The sequence below is a fragment of the Acidovorax sp. Q11 genome, assembly GCF_054950075.1.
In genome coordinates this window covers 70509-81940 of record NZ_JBUDZG010000004.1, presented here as the reverse complement: position 1 = coordinate 81940, position 11432 = coordinate 70509, and the positions used below count along the sequence as shown (strand labels likewise).

Here is an 11432-nt window from a genome sequence, read left to right as displayed (position 1 = left end):
AAAAGGCGCACGCAGCCACCATGTTGGCCGGTATCCGGGCTGGCGGAGCACCCTCCAATGCCTTCCCAGCCGCTTGTTCAAGGCGCCCAGTGGCTTATGGATGGAGAGAGAATCGAAGATTCGTCCGCTGACCGTTGCGGGGGCAGCGCAGGCTGGGCGCGCCATGTGTGGCGGCACCTCCCTGCTTCCCGTTGAACTGCGGCATGTGAACCACACCGCGAGCACCAACGGCGGGATTTTACGACCGTTTACAACGCGCAACCCTACAATCGCTGGCTGTATGGCAACACCGTCCCCCACCGACCAGATCGCCGACCGCGTTGAGCGCCTGCTGCTGCGCCACGCGGAACTGCAACGCACCAACGCCTTGCTGACGGACCAGGTGGCCGCCCTCACCCAGGAGCGGGACTCGCTCAAGTCCCGCCTGAGTGCAGCGCGTGCCCGTGTGGATGCCCTGCTCGAACGCCTTCCCGCCGCCGTGCCGCTCACGAAAGAAGCCGAATGAAGCAAATCGAGGTGCAGATCCTGCAGCAAAGCTACCTGCTGACCTGCCCCGAGGGCCGAGAGAGCCGCCTGCTGGACGCCGTGGAGCGCGTGGATACCGCCATGACCCGCATCCGTGATGCAGGCAAGGTGCGTGCCCGCGAACGCATCGCTGTGCTGGCCGCCCTGAATCTGGCCTTCGAGATCGCCGACCGTGAAGCCGCCGACCTGGCGGCGGGTTCTGCAGCCAAAGCGGCGCCCCCAGCAGCGCCTGCATCGGCGGCAGGGCAGCAAGAATCCCTGCTGCCCGACGACGACAACCAACGCCTGCAGACCCTGGTGCAGCGCCTAGACCAGGCACTGGGCGACGACGGCCGCCTGCTCTGACGCTGCGCCGCCCCGGCGCGCAGGCCACCGCAGACGATGCTCCAGCAAGCCTGCGGGCTTTTCCTTCGCTCCGCTCTCCACGCCCGTTGTGAGCGCCTACAATGACGAGGTCTGCGAAGCCGCCGGGCTTTATATTTCCTTGAACCAATGCTCAACGAGCTCGGGCTTGGTACATTGCCCGGTGAGCGTGATCATCTCGCGTCAGATGAACCCAACGCTTGGCTGCCCTCGCCCACCTGAACCCCCGGTTCAGGATGAGAGTCCGGTGGCATTCGCAGACACCCTCTTCCCCATGCCCCTGCCATCGCACGCCACTGTTGCATCCCTCCAGGCAGGGCATTGCCCCCTCTCTCCGGGCCACGCTGCTCTGTTTCATTTCTTCTTATTGCGCCATGCTGGACCCTCTCCTGATTGTTGAACTCGGTGTGCTGGGCTTGGCCACCGGCTTTCTCGCCGGTCTGCTGGGCATTGGTGGCGGCATGTTGCTGGTGCCGTTCCTGACCTACATCCTGGGAGCACAAAAAGTTGCGCCAGACCTGGCCGTGAAGATGGCGATTGCCACGTCGATGGCCACCATCATGTTCACATCGATCTCCAGCGTGCGGGCCCACCACAAGCGTGGAGCGGTGCGCTGGGACATCGTCAAGCGCCTGGCCCCCGGCATCGTGCTGGGCGGGTTTGTGGCAAGCCTCGGGGTGTTTGCGCTACTCAAGGGCTCCTTCCTCGCCATCTTCTTTGCACTGTTCGTGAGCTTCTCCGCCACGCAGATGTTCCTGGACAAAAAACCCGCCCCCACGCGCCAGATGCCTGGTGGCGCAGGCCAGGTGGCAGCAGGCGGCGTGATCGGATTCCTGTCCGGCCTGGTGGGGGCTGGTGGAGGCTTTGTGAGCGTGCCGTTCATGACCTGGTGCAATGTGCCCATCCACAACGCCGTGGCCACCAGTGCAGCGCTCGGGTTTCCGATTGCGCTGGCCAATGTGGTCGGCTACGTGGTGGGCGGGCAGAACGTGGCGGGCCTGCCCGCTGCATCCCTGGGCTATGTCTGGCTGCCCGCGCTCGCGGTGATCGCCACCTGCAGCGTGCTGACGGCGCCACTGGGCGCCAAGGCCGCGCACAGCCTCCCCGTGAAGCAGCTCAAGCGCGTGTTCGCCTACCTGCTGTTTGGCCTGGCGGCCTACATGCTGTGGAAGGGCGTGGCGGCCCTTTGAGGCCCTGGCGCTCCAGAAGACTCTGGAGACACTGGCGAGCCTGCTGATGCAAGCCCCTCCCTCAACGGGAGTTACGAAATGATCGGCCGGTGTTTGCCCTGCGCCTTCAGCGGCAAGGGCTCGCGCAGCATGGCGCGGAACTTGTCGGCCGGAAGCCCGGGGGCGCACAAGAAGCCCTGGTAGTGCTCACACAGCATCTGCTGCAGCACGGCCTGCTGGGTTTCGGTTTCCACGCCTTCCGCCACCACCTCGATGTGCATGGCACGGCCCATGCTGATGATGGCGCTCACGATGGCACGATCGCCATCGTCATCGGGCAAGCCACGCACGAAGGACTGATCGATCTTGAGTTTGTGGATCGGTAACTTCTTAAGGTAAGCCAGGCTGGAGTAGCCCGTGCCAAAGTCATCAATGGCCAGGCCAATGCCCAGATCGGCCAGCACCCGCAGGCGCTGCTCCATCTCCTGCGCATCCTGCAGCAGGATGGTTTCCGTCAGCTCAAGCTCCAGCAAGGTCGGCGGCAGCTGGTGTACGGCCAGCAAACGCGTGATCCGGTCCACAAAATCAGGCTGGCGGAACTCCAGCGCCGACACATTCACGGAAATCATGATCGGCATGCCACTGTGCATCCACACCGCCGCCTCGCGCACCGCCTGCTCCATCACCCAGGCGCCCAGGGTCACGATGTAGCCCGACTCCTCCGCCAAGGGGATGAACACGCCCGGTGAAACCGCACCGAACTCGGGATCGGTCCAGCGGATCAACGCCTCGGCCCCGGTAATACGCCCTGTGGCCATGTTGACCTGCGGCTGGTAGTGCACGGCCATGCGCTGCAGACCCAGCGCCTGCCGCATGGCGTGCTCCATCTGCATGCGGGCCAGCAGGTTGGCATTCATCTGAGGCTGGTAGAAGCCATAGCTGCCACGCCCCCGCTCCTTGACCCGGTACATCGCGGTATCCGACTGCTTGATCAGGTCGTCCAGCGTCGCCCCGTCCTGCGGATACAGAGCAATGCCAATGCTGCACTGGATGGAGAACCCCATGCTGTCGAGCATGAAAGGCTTGAGCATGTCGTCCAGGATGCGGCGCGCCACGCTTTCGGCCACCGGCGCATCACCACCATGCAGGTAGATGACGAACTCATCCCCCCCCAGCCGGCACAGCATGTCGGTCTGCCGCAGGCAGGTCTGCAGGCGCTCGGCGACCAGTTGCAGCACCCGGTCGCCAAAAGGGTGCCCCAGGGAATCGTTGATGATTTTGAAACGGTCCAGATCCAGGAAGAGGACGGCAAACCCGGTGTCGCTCTGGCGCGCCCCCTGGATCGCGGTGTCCACCCGCTGAGACAGCAGCAGCCGGTTTGGCAGGCCGGTGAGCACGTCGCTGTAGGCCAGTTCCTCGATGCGCTTCTGTGCAGCGTGCTGCAGCGTGAGGTCACGCATGAAGCCGATGCTCTGCACCAGCCGCCCTTCGTCGTCACGCAGCGCCACCCAAGACAGTTGCACGGCGCAGTAAGCCCCGTTGTCGCGGGGCAGCCAAAGCTCCCCCTCCCAGAAACCGTCACGCGACCAACCCTGCTGCACCCGCTCCATGAAGGCAGCATCCGAGCCGCCGCCAAACAGCGAGGCGGCCATGCAGCCCTCAAAGGCTTTGGCAGCAGGCCCCACCAGGCGCTCACAGCCCGGGTTCATGCGCATGATGCGGTGCTGGCTGTCGGCAATAAAAATGGCATCCAGGCTTGACTCAAACACGCGTGCCGCCAGGCGCAGGCTGGCCTGGATTTCGGTCTGCCGGGTGATGTCCCGGTATGAGTAGACGCGCCCCACCGCCCGCCCTTGGCGAAATTGCGGCACGGTCCGCATTTCCAGCACCATGCCGCTGCGCAGCTCCAGGATGTCCGTGCTCTCCTGCATGGGTTCGCGCTCAATGGCAACCATGCGCTCGGCATAGGCGCGGGCATCTGCCACCTGGCTGGCCATGAAGGCATAGACGGCCGCATCGTCGCGCTCCACCAGCAGCTGGCGCGGCAGCCCCCAGAGCTGGGCCAGCCTCTGGTTGAAAGCGCGCACGCTGCGGTCCAGCCCGCAGACCAACATGCCATCGGCCGCTGAATCCAGCGTCGCACGCAATTCGGACAACAAAGTTTCCAGCTCGCGCTCCGTCGCCTCCTGGGCACTGCGGTCGAGCATGGTCAACATGAAGACCGTGCGTCCGTCCGGCCCCCAGGGCACACGCACCACATGGCGCTCCACAGGCACCAGCTGGCCATTGGCACGCACCAGGCTGGTGTGCGAATGGATTCCCGCTGCAATCACCTCCGGGGGCTCGACCCAGAAGGCCTGGTCTTGCGGGGTGGCTGCGAGGCCCAGCACGGGCTTGCCCGCCATGTCGGCTGCGGGCATACCCACCAGGCGTTCGGCGGCGGCATTGGCATGCAGAATGAGGTGGTGTGCCTCGTCGACCAGCCAGACGGCTTCCTGCAGCCCATCCAGCCAGCCATGCGATTGCAAATCGGTCACGTATCCGCCTCTTCAGGGCCGGGGCTGACCGCTCGCTCAAAAAAATAACAGATGCGCTGCCGGGGCGACAGGTAGTCCAGCGCGTCGCGCGGCAGCTGTGCCGGCTTGAGGCTGCGGCGTATGCCCAGCTCGGGAACAGTTTCCAGGTCCAGGATGGGCGCCTCATCCTTGGGCACCCTGGAGTCGTGGACGATGACCTTAGGCCGCAGGGGGCGCGAAGAATTCACCGAAGCAACAATCGCATAGCGGTCGTTGACCAGCTGGACGATGGAACCCGGCGGATACACCCCCATCATGCGGATGAAAGCGCCCAGCACCACGGAATCGAACTTCGCCTTGAGCTGGGCAAAAATGACCGAGAGCGCCTCGTGGGGTGTGAGGGCATCCACACCAACAGTAGGGTTGCACATGCGGTCGTACCGGTTGACAAGCGCCAGCACCTGGCTTGCCCGCCCCAGGTCCACCCCGGTGAGCCGCTGCGGAAACCCGCTGCCATCGGCCATTTCATGGTGCCGGGCCACCGCCAGCACCACGGCCTCAGCAAACCCCATGCGCTTGGCCATGGCCACGGATTCCGCCACATGGGTTTCGTACCGCGACCGCTCCATCAGGGGCATCGACGGCGTGGGCTGCCGCAGGTTCGGCGGCAGCTTGAGCTTGCCCAGGTCGTGAATCAGTGCCGCCACCCCCAGGCCCTGCAGTTCTTCGCTTTTCATACCCAAAGCACGACCCAGCAACAGCGAAATAACCATCACGTTGATAGGGTGCAAGGCGTTGCGTTCGCCCACACCTTCCGACAACAGCCGGATCACCGAGTCACCGTTCTCCAGCAGTTCGGAAACACACCCGGACACCAGCGCCACACCTTTGTCGCGCGCCTGGTCGGGGTGTTCGGACACAGCCCGCTCCAGTGCCTGGTACTGCCGGGTGGCCTCGGCGAATCGCTGGTTGCAGGCGGCCAGCGCCTTGTTCTGTGCGTCCAGCAACTGGCGCCGCCGAAGGGCTTCGGCGTCCACCGCTGCGGGAACCCCCGGGGCCTCCAGGCCATTGGCGGGGGGCGCGACCATTTCGGGAACGCTCCAGGCGGCAGGCACCAGCTCCTTGAGCGCTGGGTCACTTTTTTTGGGCAGGTAGCGCACCTCGGTCAACCCCAGCCCCCGCAAGGTGGCGATCTGCTCGGCCGACGCCACCCGGAAGCTGCTGGTCGGGAATGGATGATGCATCCAGCCCACATCGAGCTGGATGTACATGCCGACCCGCAGTTGGCTGATGTCGATGAGGATGGAAGAGTTCACTTCAGGCGTACGCGAAACATGGAGACATCAATGCCACCAATAGTTACGCAGATTATCACCAGTTACTGGGGCTTGTCTAAGGAGCACAGCCCCATCGCAGCGATACGGCAACACTTGGGCAACACTTGTCCCCAAAGCTCCTGGACCGTGGCAGATCGCCATAAAACAGGGCTCAAAATGCACTGAAGCCTGCCCGCCTTCGCCGGGCTCCAAGGTCGCCTCGGCTCAGACCGCGCCTGGCCTCAGCGGCACCAGAGCGAAGGCTTGTAGATCAGGTCCATCCAGAGAGCCCAGGCTGCGACGGCGCACAGCAAGCCTCCCGCGACCCGGGTGCCCCAGTCGGCACGCACCCGATTGAGACGGCTTCGCAGTCGGCTCCACGCCCAAGGGCCACCCAGCAGCCACACCCCACTACCCACGGCAAACAACACCATGGTCAGCGCCCCTTCCAATGCGCCGCCACTCAGAGCGGCGACCAGCAGGGCCGAGTAAAGCAATCCACAGGGCATCAAGGCCCACAGGGCACCTGCCGCCAGCACGCCAGCGGGCGCCCCCACCAATGGCCGCACGCGCCCCCACACGGCCCTCCCGGCCTGCTCCACCCAGGCGGGCTGGCGCGACTGCACCATCATCATCAGGCCCCAGGCCATGACAGCCACATGCATCAGGGTCCACACCGGACGCAAGGCCGTGGTCTGCTGGGTAAGCCACGCCAGGCTGTCCATGGCCAGGGCCGCCAGGGCGCCTGCGGCCGCGTAGCCCGCCAGCCGCCCCCCATGAAACGCCAGGGTGCGCAACACCACACCACCCTGCGGCATCCATTGCACAACCTGCACTGCGGTGCTTTCTTGCGCCAGCTTACCCGTGCCTTCTGCGGCCGCAGCCCGCCCCACCAGGGCACCACAGGGCGCGGCGCACATGGCCAAGCAATGGGACCCGCCTGCGAGTCCCATGAGCAAAGCCGTCCAGGCCACGGTTGCGAGCATAGGCCTCAGATGATGCGCGAAAACCGGGCGCGGTTGCGGTCTGCCTGAAGATAACGGTCAAACACCATGGCAATGCCCCGCACAAAAAACCATCCCATGGCCGTCACTTCGATCCCCTCGGGCCCCACCCGCACCAGCCCCTGTTCGGCCATGTCTTCGAGCTGCGCGATCTCTGCCGCAAAGTACTGCCGCACATCAATCAACCAGGCCTGCTCCATGGATTCATAGAGCAACTCGCCCTGGCACATCAGGGCCATGATGGCGGCGCGGCGCACGAGATCGTCACGCGTGAGCGCCAGACCCCGCACCACCGGCAAACGTCCCTGGTCGAGAAAGTCGTAATACTCGTCCAAGGTCTTTGAGTTCTGGCTGTAGGTCGCACCCACCCGGCCAATGGCCGACACGCCCAAGCCGATCAGGTCGCAGTCAGGCTGTGTGCTGTAGCCCTGGAAGTTGCGGTGCAAGCGCCCTTGGCGTTTGGCCACAGCCAAGGCATCCGAGGGCAACGCAAAGTGGTCCATGCCGACATAGACATAGCCCGCGTCCATGAACGCATCGAGCGAGCGCGACAGCATGGACAGCTTGCTCGACGCCGTTGGCAGCTCGGCCGAAACAATGCGGCGCTGGGGTTTGAAACGTTCTGGCAGGTGCGCGTAGGCATACAGCGCAATGCGCTCAGGCCGCAACTGCGCCACCTGCGCCAGAGTACGGTCGAACGATTCGGGGGTCTGGCGCGGCAGGCCATAGATCAGGTCCACATTCACCGAGTCAAAACCCAGCGAGCGTGCAGACTCCACCAGCGCAAACACCTGTTCGGCAGGCTGGACGCGGTGCACAGCCTTCTGCACCTCGGCATCAAAATCCTGCACACCAAAACTGAGCCGGTTGAAGCCCAGCTCAGCCAGCAACGCCAGCCTGTCGGCGTTCACGGTGCGGGGATCCACTTCAATAGAGTACTCACCGCCCGGCGCCAAGGTAAAGCTGCGCTTGAGCATGGCCATCAGTTCACGCAAGCCCGCATCCGACAGGAACGTGGGCGTGCCTCCACCCAGGTGCAGCTGGCTCACCACTTGGCCCACCCCGCAGTGCGCGGTGTGCAGGTCGATCTCGCGGCTCAGATAGCGCAGATAGACTTCTGCGCGGTCATGGTGCTTGGTGATGATCTTGTTGCAAGCGCAGTAGTAGCACAGCGATTCGCAGAACGGAATGTGCACATACAAGGACAGGGGCAAGGCCTTGGCCACCGAGCCTGTCCGGCGCTGCTCCAGTGCCAGGATGTAGTCCTCCTGCCCGAACGCTTCGACAAACCGGTCGGCTGTCGGATAAGAGGTATAGCGGGGCCCCGGCACGTCAAAACGGCGCAGGAGATCGGGCGAAACAGCGGTCATGGGGGAATATCCTTGCGTACACTCTGACTGTGCCGTACCCTCTGCACGATGTCCTTGACCTGCATCAAGTGAACGATCAGGCCGACGAGCGACAATTTGACAAATGTCAGTCGCTAAGGCGCCCACCCGAAGGCCTTCCCAGCTTTTCGTATCGGGCGCAATGTACTCGACACCCAACCCCTAGCTCACGTGCCTATGAACCCGCTCACCATCAAAGTCGCCTGCTCCAACTGCAACCTGCGCGAGCTGTGCATGCCCGTGGGCCTGAACGAAGAGCAACTGCAGCGCATCGATGAAGTCGTTGCCGTACGCCGCAAGGTCAAACGCGGCAGCACGCTGTTCCGCAACGGCGAATCCTTCACATCGCTCTACGCCATCCGCACCGGCTTCTTCAAGACCTGCGTGGCTACCGAAGATGGCCGCGACCAGGTCACCGGTTTTCAGATGGCTGGAGAGATCATTGGCCTCGATGGCATCGTGAACGACCACCACACCTGTGACGCGGTGGCCCTGGAAGACGCCGAGGTCTGCGTGATGCCCTTCGACCGCATCGAGGAACTCTCGCGCGAGGTCACGGCCCTGCAGCACCATGTGCACAAGATCATGAGCCGCGAGATCGTGCGCGAACACGGCGTGATGCTGCTGCTGGGCAGCATGCGCGCCGAAGAACGCCTGGCAGCCTTCCTGCTGAACCTGGTGCAACGCCTGCATGCCCGCGGCTTCTCGCAGTCCGAACTGGTGCTGCGCATGACGCGCGAAGAAATTGGCAGCTACCTGGGCCTGAAGCTCGAAACCGTGAGCCGCACCTTCTCCAAATTTGTGGAGGAAGGCATCGTGGAAGTCAAGCAGCGCCATGTCCGCATCCTGGACACGGATGCCCTCAAGCGCATCGTCAACAGCCAGCAAGCCTGCCACTGATCGGCAGCCATCCCGGCCTGCCTTCACCGGCCGACCAGAAGCGCCTCCCCTCAGTTCAAGAGCAGGATGATGTCTTGCGGCAGTCATCCGGCCGCTCTCCTTCAGGTACCGGGCAGCGGTTCAGCTCGAAGGGCGACATGGCCAGTAGCGTGGTCAATGCACTGCTTGCCATGGTGATGATCCAGAACGCAAAAAACGCCAGCGTATAAACGCCCTGCCGCGACAGCGCCAGGGGCTGCCCAAGCCAGTGCAGATCCTGGGGGTCCACCATGGCAAAAACCAGCATCTCCAGCACCCCTGCCATCAAGAAGGCGGGCCATGCAATCCACATCAGGCGTTGCGTCCACATATCGTTGTTCCTGTCTCCTGGGGGCTCAGTTACGGCAAGCTGGCATCACTGACGAGCCACATGCTTGCACGTTTCAACGCGGCTGGTCCTGCACGGGGGTGGCCGCATGGTTGCGGCCCTTCATGGCGGGTGCCAGGCTTTTCTCGGGGGCTTCCAGCGTCTTGTTGATCTCGATCCCCTTGCGGTAGTAGTCCTCTGCCACCACAGGATCGGGCCGGGACAGCGCCAGCCACAAGGTCACAAAACCCGCAACGATCACAATGGCCGGGCCGGCAATCACCAGCCAGACATGGCCGAATTTCCACCAGGGTGCTGACGCAACAGGGGCAATAGCTGGGCTTGAAGACATGGCGATTTACTCCTTCACAATCATCTCAATCAACACAAGGCCATGCGAGGCCTTGCACCAGGGTGCGGCTCAGCGCGGCACCAGGAACACAGATTTTTCTGTCACATGGGCGGCGGCGCCGACGGCCTGCACATCGAACTGGACGGCATGGGAGCCAGGGTTTGCCGAACCATACGGGATCTGCAAACGCACCGCCACCCAACGCGACTCCGCCGGGCCGATGTCCACCTCGGCATCGGAAGACACCTCCAGCCCCTCCAGCCCCCGTGCGCTGATGCGATAGCGCTGCTCGCCCTCCGTCGCATTCATGATCTGCAGGCGGTAGATGTTCTCCAGCTTGCCCCCTGCCACGATGCGCGAAAGCGCTGCACGGTCCCGCACCACATCGACCTTGAGCGGAGTCCGCACGACCAGGCTGGCCAGCATGGCCACGCACAGAGCCACCAGCACCGCGCTGTAAATCAGCACCCTTGGCCGCAGCACGCGCCGCAGCATCTGCGACTGGGTCCACCGCTGGGCCACGCCGTTCTGGGTGGAGTAGCGGATCAACCCCCGGGGGTACTGCATCTTGTCCATGACCGTGTTGCAGGCATCCACACACAGGCCGCAGCCGATGCATTCGTACTGCAGCCCCTTGCGAATGTCGATGCCCACGGGGCAGACCTGCACACACAGCGAGCAGTCAATGCAGTCGCCCAGCCCCTGCGCCTTGTAATCCAGGTTCTTCTTGCGCGGGCCGCGCTGCTCGCCCCGCTCGGGGTCGTAGGTCACGACCAGCGTGTCCTTGTCGAACATGGCGCTCTGGAAGCGTGCGTACGGGCACATGTACTTGCAGACCTGCTCGCGCATGTAGCCCGCGTTGCCATAGGTGGCAAAGCCGTAGAACAGCACCCAGAAAATCTGCCAGCTGCCCTGCAGCGCCAGCAACTCGCTGCCCAGCTCGCGGATGGGCACAAAGTAGCCCACGAAGGTGAATCCGGTCCACAAGGCCACCGCCACCCACACCAACTGCTTGAAGAACTTCTTGCGGATCTTCTCGAAGGTCCAGGGCCCGTTGTCCAGCCGCAGCCGCGCACTGCGATCGCCTTCGATCTTGTGCTCGATCCACATGAACATCTCGGTGTAGACCGTTTGCGGGCAGGCAAAGCCACACCACAACCGCCCGGCCACCGCCGTGAAGAGGAACAGCGACAACGCCGAAATGATCAACAGCCCGGTGAGGTAGATGAAGTCCTGCGGGTACAGCACCAACCCGAAGATGTAGAAGCGGCGCGCGTCCAGGTCGAACAGCACCATCTGGCGCTGTCCCCATTCAAACCAGGGCAGCCCATAAAACACGATCTGCGTGAGCAGCACCATGCCCCAGCGCCAGCGCGCAAACAGGCCACTGATGGAGCGCGGATAGATCTTTTTCTGCGCTTCGTACAGCGAGACGATCTCGCCCTGGGCAGACGGCTCGGACGCCACGGGTGCGATGGGAATGACCTTGCGAGCAGGCTCGCTGGGGGGCTTCATGGTGTCGATCTACTCACAGGGAGGTAAACAGCCTAACA

Annotated in this window: 11 protein-coding genes and 1 riboswitch; of the genes, 4 read left to right on the top strand and 7 right to left on the bottom strand. The window is 63.7% G+C overall.

Annotated features, from left to right (window positions below; genetic code table 11):
* Positions 1-8: 8 nt before the first annotated feature.
* Positions 9-244, bottom strand: a riboswitch (cobalamin riboswitch).
* 36 nt (positions 245-280) lie between these two features.
* The 3 genes from ACYZGB_RS05180 to ACYZGB_RS05170 all read left to right on the top strand — a co-directional run bounded on the left by ACYZGB_RS05180 (position 281) and on the right by ACYZGB_RS05170 (position 2078).
* Entirely contained in the window at positions 281-505 is a 225-nt protein-coding gene (locus tag ACYZGB_RS05180; protein ID WP_063461837.1) for a hypothetical protein, read from the top strand.
* On the top strand, positions 502-870 hold the full coding sequence (locus ACYZGB_RS05175) for a cell division protein ZapA (protein WP_462387149.1): 369 nt from the start codon (positions 502-504) through the stop codon (positions 868-870). The genes ACYZGB_RS05180 and ACYZGB_RS05175 overlap by 4 nt, the downstream gene beginning before the upstream one ends.
* 392 nt (positions 871-1262) lie before the next feature.
* Complete coding sequence (locus ACYZGB_RS05170) at positions 1263-2078, top strand: sulfite exporter TauE/SafE family protein (protein ID WP_462387147.1); 816 nt, start codon at positions 1263-1265, stop codon at positions 2076-2078.
* 71 nt (positions 2079-2149) lie between these two features.
* Here the strand turns inward: ACYZGB_RS05170 and ACYZGB_RS05165 are convergent, their stop codons facing one another.
* From ACYZGB_RS05165 to hemN, 4 genes are all read right to left on the bottom strand, one after another.
* Complete coding sequence (locus tag ACYZGB_RS05165; RefSeq protein ID WP_462387146.1) at positions 2150-4594, bottom strand: putative bifunctional diguanylate cyclase/phosphodiesterase; 2445 nt, start codon at positions 4592-4594, stop codon at positions 2150-2152.
* Positions 4591-5889 (bottom strand): HD-GYP domain-containing protein, encoded by a 1299-nt coding sequence (locus tag ACYZGB_RS05160; RefSeq protein WP_462387145.1) that lies wholly within the window; start codon positions 5887-5889, stop codon positions 4591-4593. The genes ACYZGB_RS05165 and ACYZGB_RS05160 overlap by 4 nt, the downstream gene beginning before the upstream one ends.
* Positions 5890-6131: 242 nt before the next feature.
* Positions 6132-6875, bottom strand: coding sequence for a sulfite exporter TauE/SafE family protein (locus tag ACYZGB_RS05155; protein ID WP_462387144.1), 744 nt, complete (start codon positions 6873-6875; stop codon positions 6132-6134).
* A 5-nt stretch (positions 6876-6880) separates the two neighbouring features.
* Positions 6881-8263, bottom strand: a complete 1383-nt coding sequence (gene hemN / locus ACYZGB_RS05150; protein WP_462387143.1) for an oxygen-independent coproporphyrinogen III oxidase — start codon at positions 8261-8263, stop codon at positions 6881-6883.
* 195 nt (positions 8264-8458) lie between these two features.
* Here hemN and fnr point away from each other — a divergent pair, with 195 nt between their 5' ends.
* A complete protein-coding gene (gene fnr / locus ACYZGB_RS05145; protein ID WP_462387142.1) occupies positions 8459-9181 on the top strand; it encodes a fumarate/nitrate reduction transcriptional regulator Fnr in 723 nt (240 codons plus the stop codon).
* A 55-nt stretch (positions 9182-9236) separates the two neighbouring features.
* Here fnr and ACYZGB_RS05140 read toward each other — a convergent pair whose 3' ends face one another.
* The 3 genes from ACYZGB_RS05140 to ccoG form a co-directional block, all read right to left on the bottom strand.
* A complete protein-coding gene (locus ACYZGB_RS05140) occupies positions 9237-9530 on the bottom strand; it encodes a hypothetical protein (protein ID WP_462387141.1) in 294 nt (97 codons plus the stop codon).
* 73 nt (positions 9531-9603) lie between these two features.
* Positions 9604-9879, bottom strand: a complete 276-nt coding sequence (locus tag ACYZGB_RS05135) for a FixH family protein (RefSeq protein WP_462387140.1) — start codon at positions 9877-9879, stop codon at positions 9604-9606.
* Positions 9880-9948: 69 nt separating this feature from the next.
* Complete coding sequence (gene ccoG, locus ACYZGB_RS05130; RefSeq protein ID WP_462387139.1) at positions 9949-11394, bottom strand: cytochrome c oxidase accessory protein CcoG; 1446 nt, start codon at positions 11392-11394, stop codon at positions 9949-9951.
* Between the last annotated feature and the right edge of the window lie 38 nt (positions 11395-11432).

Excerpts from the sequence above, each read along its gene's own strand:
- hemN (WP_462387143.1), bottom strand. The coding sequence starts at position 8,263 with ATGACCGCTGTTTCGCCCGATCTCCTGCGCCGTTTTGACGTGCCGGGG.
- ACYZGB_RS05155 (WP_462387144.1), bottom strand. The coding sequence starts at position 6,875 with ATGCTCGCAACCGTGGCCTGGACGGCTTTGCTCATGGGACTCGCAGGC.
- ACYZGB_RS05175 (WP_462387149.1), top strand. The coding sequence starts at position 502 with ATGAAGCAAATCGAGGTGCAGATCCTGCAGCAAAGCTACCTGCTGACC.
- ACYZGB_RS05180 (WP_063461837.1), top strand. The coding sequence starts at position 281 with ATGGCAACACCGTCCCCCACCGACCAGATCGCCGACCGCGTTGAGCGC.
- fnr (WP_462387142.1), top strand. The coding sequence starts at position 8,459 with ATGAACCCGCTCACCATCAAAGTCGCCTGCTCCAACTGCAACCTGCGC.
- ccoG (WP_462387139.1), bottom strand. The coding sequence starts at position 11,394 with ATGAAGCCCCCCAGCGAGCCTGCTCGCAAGGTCATTCCCATCGCACCC.
- ACYZGB_RS05135 (WP_462387140.1), bottom strand. The coding sequence starts at position 9,879 with ATGTCTTCAAGCCCAGCTATTGCCCCTGTTGCGTCAGCACCCTGGTGG.
- ACYZGB_RS05140 (WP_462387141.1), bottom strand. The coding sequence starts at position 9,530 with ATGTGGACGCAACGCCTGATGTGGATTGCATGGCCCGCCTTCTTGATG.
- ACYZGB_RS05170 (WP_462387147.1), top strand. The coding sequence starts at position 1,263 with ATGCTGGACCCTCTCCTGATTGTTGAACTCGGTGTGCTGGGCTTGGCC.